This is a genomic window from Paenibacillus sp. GP183, from assembly GCF_900104695.1.
Taxonomy (GTDB): Bacteria; Bacillota; Bacilli; order Paenibacillales; family NBRC-103111; genus Paenibacillus_AI.
Genome location: NZ_FNSW01000001.1, coordinates 4,435,008 through 4,456,392, shown reverse-complemented (window position 1 = coordinate 4,456,392; position 21,385 = coordinate 4,435,008). Strand labels below are relative to the sequence as shown.

Here is a 21,385-nt window from a genome sequence, read left to right as displayed (position 1 = left end):
CTCATCGTAAACAGTTATACTGGTTTCAAGTGACGAAGAACGTCCCTATTCATCCATCGATGAGTAGGGGCGTTTTTTTTACCACATAAGAAAATATAAAAATTTCGGATCTCCGAAATAGACTTTCTTATTGGCGAATAAACCTACCTTTAAACGCGGTCGCTCATCTTCGAATGACCTCGATAGAGGTTTATCTCATTTTATGCAGAGGGGTTGTTTAAAAATCGCAAATTTTCAAGCTGTACATACTGCATTTATCGAATCCCATTTAAAGGCGCGCTCAGGAGAACGTAAAGGTCGTTTGGAGCGAGGACATCAACATGCAGAACTATTATTTTTGCAAAATGTATGGTTCCCTGTGCATGGCCAGTTTGATCATCTGCACCCCGAATATGAAGCTATGGACTGGAGAGGGCGTTCTTACTTTGCTGACTTTGCCTTCTTACCACCAAACATAAAGTTCATCTGGGAAATCAAAGGCTATGGTTCCCATGTGCAAGACATGGATCGAAAACGCTACTGTGAAGAATTAAACAGGGAGTTGTTTTTGCAGACATTAGGGTTTAGAGTGGTTTCCTTTGCGTATGATGATGTTGCCAATCGTCCTGAGCTTTGCATGAACTTACTGCGTATGCTCCTTAGCAGATATCAAACCGGACAATCACCGATCGGTAAAGCGACCATTGAGGAAAAAGAAGTAATTCGACTTGGCATCCAACTGGCTCAGCCCATACGTCCTAAGGATGTTGCTGACCATTTCGAGGTGAAGCATCGGACAGCGTTGCGTATCGTACAGTCGCTCTTGAATAAGGGTTGGCTTCATCCTATTGTGCGAGGAAAAGGTGGGCGGGTGCTCCATTACGAGCTTGATCGCAGGGTATGGGACTATATCGACTGATGCAATCTGCTGACCAGATGTATTTTATACAACATAAATCATCGACTTGCCTGCTTTTGGGATAATGAGATGCAGAACTTACATCTCAAGAAGTTAAATCTCATCCGTTTCACTAGTTTCTGAGGAAATAGATGTAGTTTTTGCATCTCATTTTCTGATTTTTAGCAAATTAGGATTTTTGAGATGTACTTTTTGCATTTGGATGTTATTGGTACTAAGCTGATAGTGGAAAATTGCGAAATGCCACAACAAAGTTCATAAACCGCTGGAAAAAGCTCACAGGCGGCGGTGAGGCTGCTTTGGCGCTTCCTGGTGGCGCGTAGCAGCGGTGAAGCTGCATGCGCACTCATGGTGTTGCCACTGCCAGCGGTGAGGCTGCTTTGGCGCATTCCTGTTGGCGCGCTGAGGCGGTGAAGCTGCTTGGCGCAGCATGACGGCGCGCAATGGCGCGGCTGTAAAGCCCAAAAGGCGGTCACCCCTAAACCGAGGGGTGACCACCTTGATCGCCTTGATCGCCTTGTTCGCCCTTGGCGAACTGCGTGCGGTACAGCCGGGCATAGAGCCCGTCCTGCGCGAGCAGCTCGCTGTGCGTGCCTCGCTCCACGACGCTTCCCGCTTCGATCACCAGAATGTGATCGGCGGCAAGCACTGTGGACAGGCGATGCGCGATCACGAGCGTCGTGCGCCCCTGCATCAGCTCATCTAGCGCGGCCTGCACATAGGACTCGGATTCCGAGTCCAGGTGCGAGGTCGCCTCATCGAGGATGAGGATGCGCGGGCGCTTGAGGATCGCGCGGGCAATCGCAAGCCGCTGCCGTTCGCCGCCCGAGAGCCGGTGCCCGCGCTCGCCAACCCTCGTGTCGTAGCCTTCGGGCAGCGACGCGATAAAATCATGGATGTAGGCTTGGCGGCAAGCAGCCTCCATCTCCTCCTGCGAAGCGTGCTCCTTCGCAAAGAGCAAGTTCTCGCGAATCGTCGCATGGAACAGGAACGATTCCTGCGTCACGTACGCGATCTGATCGCGCAGCGACTGCAGCTGAACGTCACGGACGTTCACGCCGTCGATCTCGACGCTGCCCTCAGTCGCGTCGTAGAGGCGCGCTATCATGCCGATCAGCGTCGATTTGCCGGCGCCGCTCGGTCCCACGAGCGCGACCATCTCGCCCGGCCGCGCTTCGAAGGACACGTCCCGCAGCGCGTACTGCTCTGGCTTATAAGCGAAGGACACTCGCTTATAAGCCACATGACCGCGAATCGCCGGCATCGGCGGCGCGTTCGGGGCTTCGCGGACATCGGCCTGCATGTCCGCATATTCGAAAATGCGCTGGAATACACCCAGCGCCGTGCCGAGCTCCACTTGCAGATTCAGCAGTGTGCCTACGGGCATATAGAGGCGTCCGAGGTATAACGTGAACGCCACGATTTCTCCGATGGTCATGTTGCCCTGGATTACGGAGAAGCCGCCGTATAAATAAATGACAGCTGTACCAATAGGACCCAGCAGGCTGACCGCCATGCCAAACCAACGGCCTACCCAGTTGAGGCGCAGCTCCAGGTACATTACCTTTTGGTTCATCTGGGTGAAGGCTTGCTCCTGCTGCTGCTCCTTGCCGAAGATTCGCGTCAGCAGCGCTCCCGAGACACCAAAGGTTTCGCTGAGGTGCGAAGAAATGTCCGACCGAACCTTTTGCGTTTCGATGCGAAGACGCTTTCTGACACTCGAAACACGGCGCACCGGCAGCACAAAAAGCGGCAAAATGATCATCGAGATGATCGCCAGCTTCCAATCCAGTGCAAACAAAATGCTAATTGTCGTTGCCACAATGACGATTTGCGTGATCGAGGAAACGACCAGAGAAGTGATCACATTTTGCACAGCCTGTACGTCCCCTGTCAGCCGTTGAACGACTTCACCCGATCTCGAGGCTGTAAAGAAAGCCATCGATTGGCGCTGAAGATTGTGAAACAGGGTTTGTCCCAGGTCTCTCATGACCCCTTGGGCCACCTTGGTATTGAGGTGGTTTTGCCAAACACCAAGCACTCCGCTTGCCACTGGCAGCAAAGTCAGCAGAAGCACCATTTCAACAAGCTGTCGTGCATTTCCCTTCGGTATCGCTTTATCTATAATTTCCCGCATGACGAGCGGAGGAATAAGTCCGATTACGGCTGCTGACAAAGCAAGCAGGATAATGACTGCGAGCTGTCCCCAATAGTCACGGAACAGCCATACTATTCTTTTCAGAGATACATCCTTCAGCTTAGCTTTTGGCGGTTTACCCCCATTTGCCGTGTAGCTTTCCAAGGCTCCCCCAAATCTCATTTTGTCTCACTCCCTGCTGAAAAAACTGACTTATAGTCGGAAAACCTCTCGAACAGCATCCGTAATTTCTTTGGACATCTTCAAAACCTTATTTAAAGAAGTCGTTTGAAGAATCGAATAACGCTTGGGACCATCCGCATTTACGATAGCGGCGATCGTGTAGTCGCCGACGATTGGAAGCACTTTGCCCACTGACTTGCCCGGAAACAGCGGCTGATTGGATACCTGAAACAAGCCCACAGACATGGGCTGACCCAGGCAGGCATCAATTGCGATAACCGTGCACTGCGCAGGAATCTCCAGCAGTCTCTTGCATAAATTGCTTGCATCACAAGGTGATTCCAGCGTGCCGATGACATGAGGGTATCCCGCTTCCTGAAGCACTGTCCCTACTAACGGACCCAATGAATCCCCCGAAGAACGGTCTGTTCCAATACAAACAAAAACAACAGATAAAGGTGTCAACCTCTTTTCATCGGCAATGGATTGGAGAAAACTGGAAAGCCGGTCCCCTTTTATTTTTTTCCAATAGCGTTCTTTCGGTTCGCTTAATTCTTCCTCCAATTTCATCACCCTACCCTGAAAATCATCTTTGTCCATTACATTCAGACTTTCTCCTATTTTTTCATAAGGAGGGAGGTCATGTCTATAGCTGAAAAAACCCCGCTGACGATGGTCGAAGGTACAAAAGCGCTTCGACTGTACAGCGGGGTTAATCATTTGTCCTATTAGCGATGGAAGTGGTAGGGAACTGTAGCGATGACTACATCCTTTTGCGTGAACAAATAAGCTCTGAGCATTAAACTGGATTGATTGTGAAGAATATAGTGCCACCAATGCTTGGTAATGAATTGCGGGATGAGTACAGTAATATGGTCCGTTTCTGAATTCTTCCATTCTACCGTTTCAATAAACTTGATCAAGGGTCGTATGATACTTCTGTAGCTGGAGCGCAGTACGATTAATCGCACCCCCGGATTCCATTCCTCCCATTTGGCCTCCATCCGGTCGATTTCCTCATCGTCAAAAGCGACATAAACGGCAATAACATTTTCCGTCAGAGACTTGGCATAGCTCAGAGAATTCATCACTACTCGGGTGATACCGGCAACCGGAACGACGATTGTGCTCCCCTTAATCACGGGATTATCTTCCATTAAACTGATTCGCAGATCATCAGCTACGTTCAGATAGTGCCGACGAATTTTGTAGAAAATGAAAATAACGATCGGCAAAAATATGAATACCATCCATACTTGACTGAACTTGGTAAAAATGAAAATCAGCGTGATGGCCAGTGTCGTGAGCATCCCGATTGTATTTACAGTAAAGGGCAGCCACCAACCCTTTGGCCTAAGATTGAGCCAACGAACCATCATGCCTAATTGTGATAAAGTGAATGGAATGAACACCCCAACCGCATAAAGAGGGATTAAATTTTCTGTTTTTCCATGAAAAGCAATTACGAGTAACGCTGAGAATACACCCAAGAAAATAATGCCGTTAGAGAAGCCTAAACGATCGCCTCGCACCATAAACATATGCGGCATGTACTTGTCTTTGGCGAGCATAAATGCCAGCAGAGGAAAGGCAGAATAAGCGGTGTTGGCTGCTAAAAACAAAATCAGTGCAGTGACTCCCTGAATGATATAGTAGATCATCCCGCGACCAAAGGTAGTTTCTGCAATTTGGGATACAACCGTTTGTTTCAGATCCGGCTTTATACCATACCAATAGGCAAGCAAGCTGATGCCAATAAACATGACACCGAGAATGATACCCATCATCATCAGAGTTTTGGCCGCATTGCGTTCTGCCGGCTGCTTGAAATTTGGAATGGCGTTCGATACCGCCTCAACCCCGGTCAATGCAGAACAGCCCGAGCTGAAAGCTTTTAGCAAGAGAAACAAACTGATATTGGAAACGACTGTTCCCAGTTCGTGTACTTCAGCATTCACGCCGCCGATCATATACTTGACAATCCCTGAACCGATCAAAATGAATATGGCCACCACAAACAAGTATACCGGTACAGCCAATACAGAAGCAGACTCACCAATCCCGCGTAAATTCATAATTGTAAGAAATAAAATCATCGTCAAAGCAATTAAAACTCGATGATCATGCAACGATGGAAAAGCTGATGTAATGGCATCTGTACCTGCAGAAGAACTAACTGCAACCGTAAGGATGTAGTCTACAAGCAGAGAACCTCCGGCGAGCAGACCTGTCGAAACACCCAGATTATCTTTTGCAACAATGTAGGCGCCTCCACCCGAAGGGTAAGCAAAAATGGTCTGACGGTATGATAGAACAAGAATTAATAAAAGTCCAAGTACTGCCAAGGATATCGGAATGGAATACCACACGGCTGCAAAACCCACTGCCATCAATACAAGCAAAATTTGTTCCGTACCATAAGCCACAGATGAAAGCGCATCCGATGAAAGCACAGCAAGCGCTTTTAATTTACTAAGCTTTTCATCCTCTATTTCTCCGCTTTTCATGGGGCGGCCGATTAATAATCGTTTAAATCTGTTAGGCATGAATGCTCCCCTCTTTCTCTCCCTTAAAGCCAAAAATTTTATCTCTACCTATATTTGTCCCATTTGAACAATTTCAAAGCAAAAAAGCCGCAGGAAAGTAGGAACTTCCGAATCATACCCTTTTCAAATATCACTGTAAAGGAATAATTAGGCATAAAAAGCAACTTAATAGGTCTTATTAGCGTCAAATATTTGATTGAACATGTGTCAAGCTACTCGTATCTTTATTATTTGGCGTTTTCCTCTGAATGGTGAAAAATCTCTACGAGAAAGGAAGCTCAATTGCCTTGTTATCTAAAATCAGTGCCACCCTTGTGCACGGTACCCTTAATAAAGCTGGAAAAATAGCTCTTATTTTCAGCATCATTGGAATCTCATTTAGCTTTGGGGAGAATGTCAGAGCTGAATCTTCCGTTTTTGATCAAAGCAAGTCCGTTTCATATAATGGGAAATCGTACGCAGTCACATGGGTGACTGTCGATCTGAAAGATCCCACACTTCGTGTAAAGCCTGTAACAGCTGTTACTGGAATCGGACACGTGGAATCCTTCAGCTCGATGATGCAAAGAAACCATGCTGCAGCAGGAATTAACGGGGCGTTCTTCGATGCCTATGAAGCAGATGATTCCCAGCGATTTCCGAACGGGCTTATGATTAAATCCGGACAAGTCATGCATTCGGGTGAAAATCAGGCTTTTACTGTACTTCCTGACAAAACAGGGATTGTCCAAAGAATCAAAACCGGCATGAAAGTCAGTGTGAAGCATGGTGGAAGCTCCTATACGTTTGAGCCTTGGGGTGTGAATAAATACTATGGAAGCTCCCAAATCGACCAGGTTGTCTGGTATACCGAGGATTTTGGCAGCTCTATTGATTTCCCCGGGACAACCAAGATTGTCATAGAAGAAAGCAAGATTAAAACCATTACGCAAAACTCAGCTGCGATTCCGATAGACGGCCAAGTCGTTATGGTGGGCAACAGCTCCAATAATACAAAGAATTTGCTCCCCCATCTTCATGTTGGCGATCCCATTGCCGTCTCCTCATCAAGCTTGAATTCAGATACGGGATTGATGATGGGACTTCCGCAAATTGATGCAGCTGTCGGTGCCGGTCCACTGCTTCTGAAAAATGGAATCATCGACATCAATACCCAAAGAGACGGGTTCACGGATCCGAAAATCACCACAAATGCCAACGGGCGCAGCTTTATCGGCACAGACGGATTGGGTCGCTTGGTGATGGGAACTATGAGTTCTGCCACGATTTCCAATATGGCGGGGGTGCTAAAGCAATTAGGCTTTACTGATGCCATGAATCTGGACGGAGGTTCGAGTTCAGCGCTTTACTCTAATGGAGTCGAGCTGACTTCACCTGGCCGCTTGCTCAGCAATGCGTTTATCGTAGAACGCATGCCCCAAGCCCAAATTCAAATTGCGGTGAACGGACAATTTGTGAATGAGTTTCGAGGCTACCTGCAGACGGAAACCACCATGGTGCCGCTTCGAGGGATTTTAGAACGAATTGGAGCCGATTTCAAATGGGATGGCAATGCGAAATCGTTAACAGTGAAGCATGGTAATCAGCAATTATTCCTGCGTGTCGGCGAGAAAGCGGTTCAGGTGAACGGGAAATCGCAAGGTCTAGTGGAGGCTCCGATAATTATTGATGGACACATTTACTTGCCGTTACGGGCTGTCATTGAATCCCTGGGAGGTCAAGTAAGCTGGGATCAAAATCTGTATCGTGCATCCCTATCCATTCCTTAAATGTTTCAAAAATTTGTAACAAGGGTAATTCCATTTTACCACATAAGAAAGTCTATTTCGGATCTCCGAAATAGACTTTCTTATTGGCGAATAAACCTACCTTTGAACGCGGTCGCTCATCTTCGAATGACCTCGATAGAGGTTTATCTCATATGAAAAAAACATTCGATCTCCAAGCGAGTTTGCTCGGAAATCGAATGTTATGTAAGTGGGAATCCTCGAATGTTATTTAAGTATGAGTCCTAATGATTGAATTTAAACAATTCGTTTGGCACCGACGTATCTTCCACCCCAATATCCGCCCCATAGCGTTTCAACCTTAACTCCATGGTTGGTTGCGGAGATGAAATTACCATTGCCTAGATAGATACCGACGTGACTGATGCTGCCATTTGCGAAGAATACCAAATCGCCTGTTTTTAATTCTTTGACGGCAGTGCCTCTGCTGAACATTTGTGAAGAAGTTCTTGGCAGATCAATTCCTTTGCTTGCAAACACATATTGAACAAAACCTGAACAATCAAAGCCTTTGGGAGTGGTTCCACCCCAAACATAAGGAACGCCGATGTAACCATTTGCAATTTGCGCAATCTGATCTGTAATGCTTGGAATGACAATTGGTGGTGCTGGCGGCGGCGGTGGTGGAGCGATATAAGCGGACTTATGATCTTTGCCGTCTGCTTTTATGATCGCTACCTGGTTGCTTGCATCCCATTTGATTTCCGAACCAAAGGTCTCGGAGATAAAACGAAGAGGTACGAAAGCGCGGCCTTCTACAAATGCCGCACTGCCCTGCAAACTCTTTGGCGCGCCATTCACAATAACTTGGCTGGCGCCGGTCGACAGCATAATCGAGTTCTGATTGCTCGTTAACTTGACGTTAACTTGCGTATCGCCTTCCATGCTCCAATCGACTTTATACCCTAACTTCTCGGATAGAAAACGAAGTGGAACCTGGAGATTGCTGCTGCTGTCGATAAATGGCTGTGCGTCGGGAAACTGAACCAGTTCATCATTAATTTGTACTTTCACGATGCTTGCAGCCGATGCATATGTCGGAGCTGCTGCAGCTACCGCTAAGCTTCCACAAACTAATGCGCATGACAAAACAATGCGTTTAGCAAATGACTTCAATAACCTGCCTCCTATGAGCCTCCGAGGTTAGTTGACGGGTTCGGGAAGAGGATTTCCCTAGTTCGCTTCTCCTTAGCGGATTACGATCATTCACCCCAATAAAGCATCCCCCGTACCCAAGCCTTTGCTGCTTGTGGATTCGGCAATTTTTTCTCTGTGCTAGATTACCATAGTTTGGTTTGATTGATCAACCCCTTTTACGGTGTAAATAAATTACAAATGAAGAGAACATGCGATATAACGAAAAAAAAGGCGAAAGAGTGAGGGCGATAAACCCTTGTTTTCCTTCGTCTTTTGCCTGTTCAATTGATTTTTATATATTTTAAACATCTATGATTGATGTGGCGCGCCCTGAGAGATTCGAACTCCCGGCCTTTTGATTCGTAGTCAAACGCTCTATCCAGCTGAGCTAAGGGCGCACAAAAGCGGAAGACGGGGTTCGAACCCGCGACCCTCGCCTTGGCAAGGCGATGCTCTACCACTGAGCCACTTCCGCAAACGATGCGCGTAGAGGGACTTGAACCCCCACGGTTGCCCGCCAGATCCTAAGTCTGGTGCGTCTGCCAATTCCGCCATACGCGCATGGATTAAATAAACAAATGGTGAGGCATGTAGGATTCGAACCTACGACACCCTGATTAAAAGTCAGGTGCTCTACCGGCTGAGCTAATGCCTCATGATGCAAAATAATGGCGGAGCCGACGGGATTCGAACCCGCGGTCTCCTGCGTGACAGGCAGGCATGTTAGGCCTCTACACCACGGCTCCACACTGGTAAAATTGGTTGCGGGGGCAGGATTTGAACCTGCGGCCTTCGGGTTATGAGCCCGACGAGCTACCGGGCTGCTCCACCCCGCGTCAGTAAGCTGACTCATGGCTCAAGTCGATTTCCGTCATGAGCAACGAAACTTACTTTACCATGTATGAAGAACAAATACAAGTTCCGGCTTAATTGCGCGTCGATTGGAAAAACTCAATGAGTTCCATATCCAGTCCATTAAAAAAGAAATATCGGGCTCCATTCGGCAATGTTGTAATGTTCTGATCAATTCCGCTGAGCTCCAGAGCTTGAATTCTGGAAAATTCCGCTTCAATGTCATCCACGGCAAAAGCAAGATGATGAACCTTCCCTTCCTGCGGCAGCCCTTCTTGGTAACCCTCAATCAATTCAACCTCGGTTTCGCCTTCAACATCCAATCCTAGAAATGCCAAACGGATCACTTCATTCGTATGCAGCAAAGTCCCTTTCAGCTTTAAACCAATGACTTCTTCATAAAACCGGATGGAAGCCTCAAGATTGGCGACCATAACGCCGACGTGTTCAATTCTTTTAACAGGCATGGGTGATTCCTCCTAGATTTCCATTGAATTTCTCTCCATTATTATAAAGCAGTACAACAAGTTGTACAGAGCTATTGGAAAATTTCAGGAAAAAGGCGATAATGATGTAAGCGACAGAGTTAACCTGATTCAGGGAGATATGGAGCATGAGACGATTAAAATTGCTGCAAATTTATCAAATTGATGGAATTACGCCCAAGCATCGTTCTGAACGCTTTGATTTTGACCGCATTCAGGGTGAGACCTTTCAGGAATTAATGGAAATACAAGTAGGGTCTCCCATGATTCTGTCGTCTTTGACGCAAGAGGCTCCATTCAAAACAACCAAGGTTCAGGCTATCGATCATGACGGCACCGATTTTCGTGTGCTGACACGAAATACGATTTATCATTTTGAGATTTTTTATAATTGACATTACGCCAACAAAAAGTTCCAAAACGCCAACTGACGCTATACTGGAGTAGTGAGGTGTTGCAAACATGAATCAAATGAACAAAGCTCTCTCCGAAAGGCTTAAGTCCAGCCGGGAGAATAAAAATTTCAAACAAAACAAAATTGCCGAATTGCTGGATATCCATAACAGCACCCTGGCCAAATATGAATCAGGAGATCGTGAACCTGACACCCATACGCTGATTCGGTTAGCAGATTTATACGAAGTATCTTTAGAGTGGTTGATCGCAGGGAAAAGCAGCCGATCAACGAGTACATATACAGTGGATCCGGCCAGAGATTTTCTGGCGCTTGAAGGTCTGAAGTACGAGCTTACCCAAGAAGAAGCCGAGCATTTGAAAGAAAGCCTGGAGACGTTCAGGCAATTGGCTGCCAAGAAAAATCGTCAAAAGAAACAATAACAACGGTCATCACAGAAGATGCCGTTGCTTGATGCGAGGTGCCGAAATGAGCGAAAATTGGTTGATTGGGGCAATAGCTTTTTTGGCTGTGGTTCTTTATGGTTTATATGAATTCATCCGCACTTCTGCCATGATCCACACCCTCGAACGCCCCTTGTGGAAGCATTTTAAGGATTGGGATAATAACGTTCCGCCTATCAAAAAGCGGGTCAGAAACAAAGACTTTCAAAGAGACTATTATGCATATAGCCGCTTAAGCTCGGAAGAACTGATAGAAAATAGGATTATTCTAAAATCCCAAGAAAACTTAGGATCGTTTATCCAGGTTTTACTGGATTTGCTCTGGAAGCTGTCACTTCCCATACTGGTTGTTGCAATCGGATCAACGAATCTGCCGCCAAACCATCCATTCACTGTTCAATGGAATGAAGTAGTTCAACAGTTATTCCATTCTTCACTGATTTGGATAGCGGCAAGTATGGCTTCATTTTCCTGCATCGTGCTGGTTCAATTTCTTTTTGCTCGGAACCGCAAGAAATGGGTGAACTACCATCTTTTGATTATTGACCAAGTGTTGGAAAAAACTTTCTAATCATTTCAGATACCGCTTCGTTCTTAATCGGCTTGCTTAAGTACTCATCCATGCCGGCTTCCAGGCACCTTTCCCGATCTCCATTCAACGCATTGGCGGTGACGGCTATAATGATCGGGCATCTCTCGGGGGCCAAATTGGATTTGATTCTTTCCGTCGCTTCCAGTCCGTTCATATCAGGCATATGGACATCCATGAAAATAATATCAAAATCTTCGTAAGCCGCCATTTGGATAACTTCATTTCCATTTACAGCAATACGCACCGTATGCCCCTGTTTCTCCAAAATCTTTGAGATCACAAACTGATTGATTTCATTATCCTCGGCTACCAGGATTTTCAGCTTCATGGGAGCTGTTTGATCAGCCTCCCCCCATGCTCTTTGTTCCGAGCCTTGCATTTGATCTTGATCTTCTTTCTTAAAAATCGCAGTAAAAACAACCTTCAGGCCTTCATCATCCGCATGCTCCACCCAAATCTCTCCATCCATAAGGGTAACAATTCTTCTGCAAATGGCTAAGCCTAAACCTGTTCCTTCATATTGACGAGTCATATAATGATCCAACTGATAGAAGGGCTCGAATAACTGATGGATATGTTCCTTGGGTACGCCAATTCCCGTATCCTTTACGATAAATTCCAGCTTGATATGGCGTCCCTTTTGCGAAAGCTTGTTCACCTTAATGGTGACTCCGCCCGTTTGCGTGAATTTGATAGAATTTCCGATCAGATTCAGTAACACCTGCTTTAACCTATCGGAATCTCCCCTAAGTTGAACAGGTATGTCAGGGCTAACGGAATAAATCAAATCCAACTGCTTTTCATAGGCTTTAAACGATAAAATATCAAACGTTTCCGCAATGCATTGCCGGATATCCAAAGGACCCTCCTGCAGCACCGTACTGCCTGATTCAATTTTGGAAAAGTCCAAAATACCATTTATGATGGCAAGCAGGGAAGATCCGCTTTTCCGAATGATTTCTATATACTCTCTTTGCTCAGAGTTCAGATCGGGAGATTCTATCAGGAGATCAGTCATGCCAATGACCCCATTCATGGGCGTGCGGATTTCATGACTCATCATAGCCAAAAACTCACTTTTGGCTATGTTGGTTTTTTCGGCTGCTTCTTTGGCGATCAGCAGTTCTTTTTGTTTTGTAATATCTTTGGCGATGATATAATAACCGGTAATTTCACTATTGATAACAATCGTAGCAATTGTCGTTAAAACTTCAACAGTATGGCCGTCCCTGTGGTAAACAGTATTAATGTTTTTTTCTGTGTCGACATGCTCTTGGGGTTTGGTAAGAATCATGTGCAAATGTTCAGCCCCCCAATGATTCTTGAAATGCTCGTTCCAATCATCTCCTGGACTGTATACCCAGTAAGCTTCTCAGCCATCATATTCGTGTTTATGATGTTCCCTTCCAAATCCAGAGAAATCACAGCATCATGGTTATAATCTTTTAGCGAAGTATAGCGTTGAATGCTTTCCTGCAGCTTAAGTTCAACATTTTTTCTTTCGGTAATATCCTGAACCGTGCCATTCATTTTGGAGGGTTTGCCATCCCCGTTATATTGGACGACCCCGCGAATATTCAAAAACTGAACCGTACCGTCCTGCTGCAAGTGGCGGAATTCCAAATTACACGATCCATCGTGAAAAGCCTTTTTGATGGCATCCATCACACACCGCTGATCGCTGGGGTGCACAAGATTTAATGCTTCTTTTGGTTTTGAGAGCTTTTGACGAGGATCTATATCGTAGATCCTGTACATTTGATCCGAAAATACAATTTTTTCGTTAAGGATATCCCACTCCCAGCTGCCAAGCATGGCGATCCGCTGTGCTTCAGCCAGATTATCTTCATTTTGTTTGCGCTCAGTTCTATCGCGGCCAATCCCAACAATATTAAGCACTTCACCCTGTTCATCCCTTATGACTTTGTAGCTGGTTTCAAACCAAATGTAATTTCCGTTTTTGTGGAGCACGCGAGTGGAAAACACATCATTATCCACAAAGGACGTCGCTTGAACTGCTCGCAAATCCTCCGGATGAAAAAAATCTATCAGCTTCGTATTTCCTACGATCTCTTCCGGCATATAGCCTAATAAGTCAAAGACCGAAGGGGAGCAATATTGCAAAATCCCATCAGGCGAACTGTATGAAATGATATCCTGTGCGTTCTCGGAAATAAGCTGATACAGCCTTTCCGTTTCCAGCAGCTTTTGCTCAGCTGCCTTTTTTTTCGATATATCGATGATATGAGTGATAAAATACTGAGGGGTTTCATCTATTTCATCTCGAACCAAAGAAATATGCAAGGAAGCCCATTTGACGTTCCCATTTTTTTGGATATAGCGCTTTTCCAATTCATAGGAAGACGCCTCTCCGGTAATTAATTGATTGACTGTGCTATTATTTAGATCCAAATCATCTGGATGAGTGAGTTCTTGAAAGGTAAGCTGTACAAGCTCCTCCTTGGAATACCCCAAAATGTTGCATAAAGCTGGATTCACTTTCAACCATGCTCCCTCGAGAGAAACGATCGCAATGCCTATCGGAACAAATTTGTACACATGGTCAAAAATGGAATGCTCATCGATTTCTGCAGGATTCATGTCACCACAGCCTTCCATCTCAATCCTTTTAGCCTTATTATAAATCTATCATAATCTTATTTTTTTTAAAATACGACAACTGCTATTCATGATAAAATACGATTTATAATAAAGTTGGAAGTTATGATAAAAATGGCTAAAATGGTTGCAAAGGAGGTATCACATGCTTAAGGAATTTAAAGAATTTGCATTTAAGGGAAACATGGTAGACCTTGCCGTTGGGGTAATTATCGGAGCAGCATTTGGTAAAGTCGTGACTTCCATCGTGAATGATTTGGTCATGCCGCTTATCGGGCTGATTCTGGGAAAAGTTAGATTTAATGATCTGTTTATATCGCTTAATGGAGAATCGTATATAAATTTAGATGCAGCGATTCAAGCTAAAGCACCTACGCTGAATTATGGGCAATTCATCTCCAACTTTTTGGACTTTTTGATCATTTCCTTTGTTATTTTCCTGGTCATCCGACAACTGTCCAAGTTCAGAAAAAAGAGCGAGTCCAATGAGAAGGAATCTGAGTCCAAGGACCCCGTCACCAAAGAATGTCCGCATTGCTTATCCGAGATTCCGATCAAAGCGACCCGCTGTAAATTCTGTACCTCGGAATTAGAGACAAGCAATCAAAAATCCGCAAGCTCTTAAACATCAGGCAAATCCAGCACACAAGGAAAATTAAAGAAAAACAATCGATTGGAGAATGGATACTATGTACAAACTGATTGCAATTGACTTGGATGATACTTTGCTTGATGATAATCTGCACATCTCGCCGGGTACGATTGAAGCAATAAAAAGTGCGATTTCACAGGGAGTAAAGGTGACCTTTGCTACAGGCAGAAGCTTCGTATCCGCACAAAAAATTGCAGCAAAAATCGGATTGAATGTGCCCATTATCACGTATCAAGGCTCATTAATCAAAAACCTGATCGATGGCCGTGTCATCTATGAAAGATCAGTCCCATCCAGTGCCGCAAGCTATATCTATGAGTATTGCGAGAAGCATGGCTTGCACCTTCAGCTTTATTTTGAGGAAACCTTATATGTAAAAGAAGATAATGAAAAAGTCAGAGAATATGCCCGTTTGTCCAACATCACTTACCAGGTGACTGAAAATTTCAATGAGCTCGTTCAAAAGCCGCAAACCAAAATGCTGATCATAGATGAACCGGAACTCTTGGACCGCGTCGCAGTCGAACTCCGGGAAGTATTAAAAGGTCAGTTGCATATCACCAAATCCAAAGCGCATTTCTTGGAGTTTTTACATTTGGAAGGCAACAAAGGCGCAGCCTTATCATTCTTGGCTGATCATTTCGGGTGCACAATGGATCAAGTCATTGCTATCGGAGATTCCTGGAATGACCGCGAAATGCTCGAAGTCGCCGGATTAGGTGTCGCCATGGGCAACGCCATTCAGGAATTAAAAGAAATTGCGGATTATGTGACATTGTCCAATAACGAAGAAGGCGTCAAACATGTTATTGAAAAATTTGTCCTTAACAAACATGCTAACTTGAGCTAACACTGAACTTAACTTAACTGAACTTAACTGAACTCAAGACAACCAAACCCAATCAATGAAACAACTCAAGGCCCATTCCATTAATTTAACCAATACCTCATCAAGCTCGGATAAAGGGAAATCGACAGAAAGGCTCTCATCCAATGCGTTACCAATTCAGAAGGTGAATTTCCCTTTGATCCTAGCGCAGCATACGGTGCTCGACTCATCTTATTCATGCGCTGCTTTTCCTTTTGGATAGCAGTGCATGTTTCATTTAGCTTATGGATGAGCTTAGCCCACTCCGATGCCTGAGTAACTTCTTTCTCCACCACATGTTTACCATCTTTCTCAGACAACTTTATATCCTCTTGCATCAACTCGAGCTTTTCCTTTTTCTTTTCCTTTACCTTCTCCTTCTCCTTTTCCTTCTCCCTCCTGCTTGCAGAGAATTTCACTTTTGTATCAAGCGCCCATTTTAATTTATTAAGCATCAATCGAGCTGTTCGATAGTTAATTCCAAGTTGATCAGTAAGGGATGAGGCAGTCCTTTCTTTATCATCGCTAACCAATAAATGGATCACTCGAAACCACATTAATAATGATAATTTGGACCTATGCATAACTGTTCCTGCTGTAACAGAAACTTGAGTCCGACATTCCCGGCATTCATAGACTTTACGAATTTCAATTTTATAAAAAAACTCATGATCACAGCGAGGGCAATGAAAACCATCTGCCCAGCGGAGCTGAATCAAATAATCCTCACATTCTGCTTCCGTTGAGCACGATACCGGGAAATGCGCTAATAAAAAACCATCCATGTTTGCAACTCCAATCGAAAATTTAAAAAATGTCAATTTCAAAATCAAAATCAAATTAAAAAAATCAAAATCAAATGGGTTAGATTAACTTTTTACCAATATTTATCTATAATTTCATTATAGCAAACATACGTTCTTTTTTCTAGTACTTTTTTATGTATTCTGAGTTATATACAAACTTTATTTTAGCTTAAAAATTGTCATGACAAGCATTTGATCTTTAAGGGTTTGTCGCTAGTACAGCTACTGAAATATCTAATATTGTATATAACTCAGAAAAGTACATTTAGATGTATGAAGTGGTGTCGGGGTTGGGTTCAGGGTTGGGTTCAGGGTTAGGTTCAGGATTGGGTTCAGGGTTAAGTGGGTATGGGGGTACGTGATTTGGATACGGAGTTTGGATACAATGTTCGGGGTTCGGGGTTCGGGGTTCGGGGTTCGGGGTTCGGGGTTCGGGGTTCGGGGTTCGGGATATTTAACGGACACTTAAAGCCTATGCCAGTTGTTCAAGCTGGCATAGGAAACACTCAGCATAGGGGAATTCAGGTTAGCTTATTTTAGTAGAATTGCTGTCGTGCTGTGTCCCTCCTTGGTTTTGCGGACTTCCAGTGTTGCCGGAAAGGCGGCTTTGAGCTCCTGCACGTGGGAGATGACTCCGATCATGCGGCCAGCTTTTTGCAGATCAACTAAGGTTTCAATCGCTTTGTTCAAGGCGTCTTCATCCAAGGAACCGAAGCCTTCGTCGATGAACATCATCTCGATGGAAATGCCGCCCTGATAGGCTTGGATGACGTCGGTCATCCCTAATGCCAAGCAGAGTGAAGCATTGAATTTTTCCCCGCCCGACATTGATTTCACATCACGGTTTAGGCCCGTATACACGTCATACACATCAAGCCCGAGGCCGCTTTGGCGGTTGTGCTTCTCCAGGCGGTCGCTGCGCTGCAAAATAAACTGCCCATTTGACAAGCTGCGAAGCCTTTCGTTGGCAGCGTGAAGTATCTGCTCCAGAAATTCAATCAACACATAGCGTTCAAAAGAAAGCTTCTGCGCATTGTCTCCTCTCAGCACATCATAAACATCCTTGACCTGCTGCCACTCTTCCTCTTGTATCTTCATTCGCTCATATACGGATAGGATGTTTGCACTGAGCCGTTCCGTGTCTTGGTGACAACTCCTGAACTGCTGGAATGCTGAAGTTTGGAGATCAAGCTCCGCTTCAGTCTGGACAAGATCAGCTGTCAATAGATCCAGATCAGCAAGTTGCTTGCCAGTAAGACTGTGTTCCAGCTCAATAATTTGCTGCGACAGTGCAGCAAGCTCCTTGGTGAACGTTTCTATTTGTTCACGCAATGCTTTCCGTTGTGATTCTGTCAGTTTGATTTGCAGGTAATTCTCGGCCGAACTGAAGCCTGCCTCTGCCAGCTCCTGCCGAAAACGTGAAGCCGCTTGCTCTAACAAGGCGACTGCTTCGTCCAGCTGTAACGATAATTGGTTGAGGTTGGTTTTTTCCTCGACCAGCTTGGTCTGCAGTCTTTGTACCTGTTCCTGGGCTAGCTTCCATGCTTGTGTAAGCTGCTCCGTGACAGCCTGCTGCTGTTTTAGACGCTGCGCAAGCTGTTCCGGTGTACGGACTTCCTCCGGAATGCGTTCCAGCTCTTTTTCCAGGATGGACTGCTTGGCGTGCCGCTTAATCCGAATATCTTGAAAATGAGTGTTCAAGCTTTCTTTTTCGCCAGTCAGCTTGTCCAAATGAATTTCAAGCGCTGCAGCTTCCTGTTTGTACTGCTGCAGCAGCTTGACTTGATCCTCCATGCGATCCGTTTCTTCCTTAGCGCGGGTTCCTTCGCGGACTAGAGCGTCGTATTGGCTGCTTATTCCCTCGAGGTCCACGCCATAATCCGCAAGTGCGGTCTGCTTATCTGCCAGACCTGTTTTTGTTGCAGCCAGCTGCGCCCGCACTTCGTTGTAGTCCTGCTCGTGGCGGCGCAATTGCTGTTTGACTTCCTGCAGTTCCTCTTTGCTCGGCAAAGAAGCTGCGGCCTCCGCCTTGTTCGGATGCGCTGTGCTGCCGCATACCGGACAAGGCTGTCCATCGTGCAGATGGGCCGCGAGCAGGCTCGACTGCCCTTCAATCCACAGCTGCTCCAGCGTGTCGTGCTTCTGCTGCATGGAGGCAAGCATCTGCTGACGCTCGGCTTCTTTTTGCAGTCCGGCTTCGATCAGACGCTGCACCTCCAGCGTCTCTTTCATCAGCTTGGCCTGCTCTCGCAGCTTGCTCAGTGCCTCTTTACGCTGAGGCAATGCAGCTGTTTCATGCTCCAGAGTCTGGATCAGATCATTGCGCTTTTGCCGCTCAGCGCGTATGTCCAACAGCTGCCGTTCATGGGCGGCCAGTTTGTGCGCGTTTTGCTCTTCCTCGCGCTGCAGTTTTAAGACCTCCTGCTGATTCGCATGCAAGGTCGCTACTGCTGGTGCAAGATCGGTCAGCCGCTGTTCTTCCCGTTCAGCCTGTTTACGCTGCTCCTCCTTACCCGCTTCCTCCTGATAGCTTTGCTCAGCCTTCTCCCAGTCGCTAGTTACACTTGCCACTTCGAGCAGCTTTGACTGTTGCGCCCTGCGCTTTTGAGCCTCTGCCTGGAGCGCTGCGTTCCATTGATCCTCGTAAGGCTGCAGCCGGTGAGCTTGTTCCGCCAGCTCCAGACGTCTCACCCGTTCTGTATGCTCCTGCAGCTTATTCTCCAGCGCATCTCGCTCCATCCGCTTTCCATCCAGGCTGCGGAAAAGCTCGTTGACCGCTTTTGCTTCGTGAAAGCGTGTCTGCTTCTCGCCCAGCGCAGCTTGCAGGGTTGTCCGTTTCAGCTGGGTCTGTGTGAGCTGCTGCTCGTAATAGGCTCTTTCCAGCCCCAATCCTTCCAGGATTTGGGTCACGTTTTGGTGCTCTTGAGCCATTGTCTTCACTAATGCGCTGTCCTCGCGAGCAGGCAATGCTGCGGAAATATGCTTGATATGCACCTCAAGCTCCGTCTGCGCGCCTTGCAGGGCTGCTTTCAATTCCTTGGTCCGCTGTTGAAAGCGGCCCTCCACCTGTTGATACAGCTGCGTGCGGAAAATCCGCCGTAAAATCTCCTCTTTATTCTCTGTCTCCGAGGTCAGAAGCTTTCGAAACTCGCCTTGCGGCAGCATGACAATTTGGCTGAATTGATCGTTTGTCAGACCGATGATGCGCTCCAATTTTTCATTAACTTCCTTAACCTTATTTCGATCCGTGACGGGGACGTCTTGTCCGTTTATAATTTCATATAATTCTATCTTGTCGCCGGTCTCATTTTTATTGGAGCCCTTGCGGTGAGCCATTTGACGCAGCACACGATATACCTTGCGGCCCACAGAAAATTCCAGCTCTACCGAGGTATGCGTATCCTCATCGGCAAAATGACTGCGCAGCATACGGGCATCGTAGCGGTCTTCTCCGCTTGCAGATCCATAAATAGCGAAACAAATCGCATCAAAAATCGTAGTTTTCCCTGCACCTGTACTCCCGGAAATAACAAACAGCCTGCGATCCCCGAGCGCGGTAAAATCAATCACTTCCCGATGCTTATAAGGTCCAAAAGCCGTCATGGTCAGCTTCAGCGGTTTCATTCGGCTTCCCCCTCCGTCCGCACGACTTCTTCAAATACCTCTTGGAACAGTCGCCGCTTATACTCGCTTATAGGATTCCCTTTCACTTCCTCATAAAAGGAGGCGAAGAGCGAGACTTGATCCTTTTTGGACCGCTCGGTGCCTTGTTCCACAAAGTCCATGCCTCCGGACCATTTCACCTTTCGTTCTACATGCATAGCATTCGGATAAACGGAGCGCACCTTTTCCATTGGGAATAATACCGGATTTTCATCCAGCAACGTCACAAACACATAATCTTCATTGATGGCATGAGTTTCAATTTGATCTATAGTTGCTTCTATCCTGCGCATGTCTCGCAGAGGCATCAGCCGCTTTTTGACCACTGACACCTGTCCTGCTCCGTCCATTTCTACCACTAAATAACCTTTTTCATGATACTGCTCGGAAATGGAATACTTAAGCGGGGAGCCTGAGTAACGGATGTTCTCTTGAAGAACCAAGTGAGCCTGATGCAAGTGTCCAAGTGCAGTATAGTGAAAAGGGGTAAAATAGGACGCGTGCACATGCTCGGCACCACCCATGGCAAGCGGACGCTCGGAGTCGCTGGTATTGTCCTCTTTCTCCCCGTGAGGCGTTACAAAAGCATGAGAGATGCAAACATGGCGCGCGGCAGGGTCCATTTGCTCAATGATTCTTACAATCAGAGCTTTCATCGCATCATCATGTGAGCGGATTTCCTCATCTCCCAGTATAAATCGCACCTGCGCAGGATCTGCATAAGGCAGGAGATGAAAATGAACTTCGCCGTGACTGTCGCTAAGGATGACGGGTTTTAGCTCTCTTTTGAGCTGGCCGGAAAGAAAAAGACCTTGACCTTCCATCATTTTCGTAGCAAAATCAAGCCTATCCGGACTATCATGATTTCCCGAAATGGCGAGTACGGGAACCTTGCAATTGATCACGATTCGTTCCAAAAGATCGTCCAGCAAATCCACTGCATCCGTAGGCGGCACAGCGCGATCGTAGAGATCTCCCGCGATAATTACCGCATCCGGCCGTTCCTCTTGAATAGCCTCAAGCAGCTGCTCCAATACGTACCGTTGATCCTGTGTCATATAAACACCTTGCACAAGCTTGCCCAAATGCCAGTCGGCTGTATGTATGAATTTCATAAATGGTATCTCCTCTATGAATCTTTCTTCTATACTACTACTTAACCACACGAGGAGTAATTTGTCAGCACCCGTTCCTTATTTGGATAAAATGGGAAACTGTTCCGTAAACGCAAGGATAAACGGCTAAGCCGTCCTAAAAGACGAGCGCGTTTGTCAAGGTTGATGAGAAGCAAGATAAGTTTAG

Annotated in this window: 17 protein-coding genes, 6 tRNA genes and 1 riboswitch; of the genes, 7 read left to right on the top strand and 16 right to left on the bottom strand. The window is 46.1% G+C overall.

Features of this window, described 5'->3' with window-relative positions:
- Positions 1–301: 301 nt before the first annotated feature.
- Positions 302–898 carry a hypothetical protein gene (locus tag BLV33_RS21955; protein ID WP_253187132.1) on the top strand — a complete coding sequence of 199 codons (597 nt, stop codon included), beginning with the start codon at positions 302–304 and terminating at the stop codon, positions 896–898.
- Between the two features lie 478 nt (positions 899–1,376).
- Here the strand turns inward: BLV33_RS21955 and BLV33_RS21950 are convergent, their stop codons facing one another.
- The 3 genes from BLV33_RS21950 to BLV33_RS21940 form a co-directional block, all read right to left on the bottom strand.
- Positions 1,377–3,218, bottom strand: a complete 1,842-nt coding sequence (locus tag BLV33_RS21950) for an ABC transporter ATP-binding protein (protein ID WP_090796881.1) — start codon at positions 3,216–3,218, stop codon at positions 1,377–1,379.
- Positions 3,219–3,248: 30 nt separating this feature from the next.
- Entirely contained in the window at positions 3,249–3,818 is a 570-nt protein-coding gene (yyaC, locus tag BLV33_RS21945) for a spore protease YyaC (protein WP_090796877.1), read from the bottom strand.
- Between the two features lie 128 nt (positions 3,819–3,946).
- Positions 3,947–5,764 carry an APC family permease gene (locus BLV33_RS21940; RefSeq protein WP_090796874.1) on the bottom strand — a complete coding sequence of 606 codons (1,818 nt, stop codon included), beginning with the start codon at positions 5,762–5,764 and terminating at the stop codon, positions 3,947–3,949.
- A gap of 287 nt (positions 5,765–6,051) precedes the next feature.
- On the opposite strand from BLV33_RS21940, the gene BLV33_RS21935 reads away from it, so the two are divergent.
- Positions 6,052–7,533 (top strand): phosphodiester glycosidase family protein, encoded by a 1,482-nt coding sequence (locus BLV33_RS21935; RefSeq protein WP_171909248.1) that lies wholly within the window; start codon positions 6,052–6,054, stop codon positions 7,531–7,533.
- 255 nt (positions 7,534–7,788) lie between these two features.
- Here the strand turns inward: BLV33_RS21935 and BLV33_RS21930 are convergent, their stop codons facing one another.
- From BLV33_RS21930 to BLV33_RS21895, 8 genes are all read right to left on the bottom strand, one after another.
- Positions 7,789–8,667 carry a C40 family peptidase gene (locus tag BLV33_RS21930; protein WP_253187131.1) on the bottom strand — a complete coding sequence of 293 codons (879 nt, stop codon included), beginning with the start codon at positions 8,665–8,667 and terminating at the stop codon, positions 7,789–7,791.
- A gap of 1 nt (position 8,668) precedes the next feature.
- A riboswitch (cyclic di-AMP (ydaO/yuaA leader) is annotated at positions 8,669–8,822 on the bottom strand.
- Between the two features lie 187 nt (positions 8,823–9,009).
- Positions 9,010–9,086: transfer RNA gene (locus BLV33_RS21925), tRNA-Arg, on the bottom strand.
- Positions 9,087–9,091: 5 nt separating this feature from the next.
- Positions 9,092–9,163, bottom strand: a tRNA-Gly gene (locus BLV33_RS21920).
- Between the two features lie 6 nt (positions 9,164–9,169).
- Positions 9,170–9,249, bottom strand: a tRNA-Leu gene (locus BLV33_RS21915).
- An 18-nt stretch (positions 9,250–9,267) separates the two neighbouring features.
- Positions 9,268–9,343: transfer RNA gene (locus BLV33_RS21910), tRNA-Lys, on the bottom strand.
- A 14-nt stretch (positions 9,344–9,357) separates the two neighbouring features.
- Positions 9,358–9,434, bottom strand: a tRNA-Asp gene (locus tag BLV33_RS21905).
- A gap of 13 nt (positions 9,435–9,447) precedes the next feature.
- Positions 9,448–9,524 (bottom strand) — tRNA-Met (locus BLV33_RS21900).
- A 90-nt stretch (positions 9,525–9,614) separates the two neighbouring features.
- Positions 9,615–10,007, bottom strand: a complete 393-nt coding sequence (locus tag BLV33_RS21895) for a VOC family protein (protein WP_090796866.1) — start codon at positions 10,005–10,007, stop codon at positions 9,615–9,617.
- A gap of 146 nt (positions 10,008–10,153) precedes the next feature.
- On the opposite strand from BLV33_RS21895, the gene BLV33_RS21890 reads away from it, so the two are divergent.
- The 3 genes from BLV33_RS21890 to BLV33_RS21880 all read left to right on the top strand — a co-directional run bounded on the left by BLV33_RS21890 (position 10,154) and on the right by BLV33_RS21880 (position 11,454).
- Positions 10,154–10,420, top strand: coding sequence for a hypothetical protein (locus tag BLV33_RS21890; RefSeq protein WP_090796863.1), 267 nt, complete (start codon positions 10,154–10,156; stop codon positions 10,418–10,420).
- 67 nt (positions 10,421–10,487) lie between these two features.
- Positions 10,488–10,862 (top strand): helix-turn-helix domain-containing protein, encoded by a 375-nt coding sequence (locus BLV33_RS21885; protein ID WP_090796861.1) that lies wholly within the window; start codon positions 10,488–10,490, stop codon positions 10,860–10,862.
- Positions 10,863–10,908: 46 nt separating this feature from the next.
- Positions 10,909–11,454, top strand: coding sequence for a hypothetical protein (locus BLV33_RS21880; protein ID WP_139305795.1), 546 nt, complete (start codon positions 10,909–10,911; stop codon positions 11,452–11,454).
- Here the strand turns inward: BLV33_RS21880 and BLV33_RS21875 are convergent.
- Together BLV33_RS21875 and BLV33_RS21870 are read right to left on the bottom strand one after the other, a co-directional pair.
- On the bottom strand, positions 11,423–12,769 hold the full coding sequence (locus BLV33_RS21875) for an ATP-binding protein (RefSeq protein WP_090796854.1): 1,347 nt from the start codon (positions 12,767–12,769) through the stop codon (positions 11,423–11,425). The genes BLV33_RS21880 and BLV33_RS21875 overlap by 32 nt on opposite strands.
- Positions 12,766–14,076 (bottom strand): PAS domain S-box protein, encoded by a 1,311-nt coding sequence (locus tag BLV33_RS21870; RefSeq protein ID WP_171909247.1) that lies wholly within the window; start codon positions 14,074–14,076, stop codon positions 12,766–12,768. The genes BLV33_RS21875 and BLV33_RS21870 overlap by 4 nt, the downstream gene beginning before the upstream one ends.
- Positions 14,077–14,239: 163 nt before the next feature.
- On the opposite strand from BLV33_RS21870, the gene mscL reads away from it, so the two are divergent.
- Both mscL and BLV33_RS21860 read left to right on the top strand, forming a co-directional pair.
- Positions 14,240–14,719, top strand: coding sequence for a large conductance mechanosensitive channel protein MscL (mscL, locus tag BLV33_RS21865; protein WP_090796845.1), 480 nt, complete (start codon positions 14,240–14,242; stop codon positions 14,717–14,719).
- A gap of 64 nt (positions 14,720–14,783) precedes the next feature.
- Positions 14,784–15,596: a Cof-type HAD-IIB family hydrolase gene (locus BLV33_RS21860; RefSeq protein ID WP_090796841.1), complete on the top strand. Its 813-nt coding sequence runs from the start codon at positions 14,784–14,786 to the stop codon at positions 15,594–15,596.
- Positions 15,597–15,676: 80 nt separating this feature from the next.
- Here the strand turns inward: BLV33_RS21860 and BLV33_RS21855 are convergent, their stop codons facing one another.
- From BLV33_RS21855 to BLV33_RS21845, 3 genes are all read right to left on the bottom strand, one after another.
- Positions 15,677–16,399, bottom strand: coding sequence for a transposase (locus BLV33_RS21855; protein ID WP_090796838.1), 723 nt, complete (start codon positions 16,397–16,399; stop codon positions 15,677–15,679).
- 552 nt (positions 16,400–16,951) lie between these two features.
- Positions 16,952–20,044, bottom strand: coding sequence for an AAA family ATPase (locus BLV33_RS21850; RefSeq protein WP_090796834.1), 3,093 nt, complete (start codon positions 20,042–20,044; stop codon positions 16,952–16,954).
- Positions 20,041–21,198: an exonuclease SbcCD subunit D gene (locus BLV33_RS21845; protein ID WP_090796830.1), complete on the bottom strand. Its 1,158-nt coding sequence runs from the start codon at positions 21,196–21,198 to the stop codon at positions 20,041–20,043. The genes BLV33_RS21850 and BLV33_RS21845 overlap by 4 nt, the downstream gene beginning before the upstream one ends.
- Between the last annotated feature and the right edge of the window lie 187 nt (positions 21,199–21,385).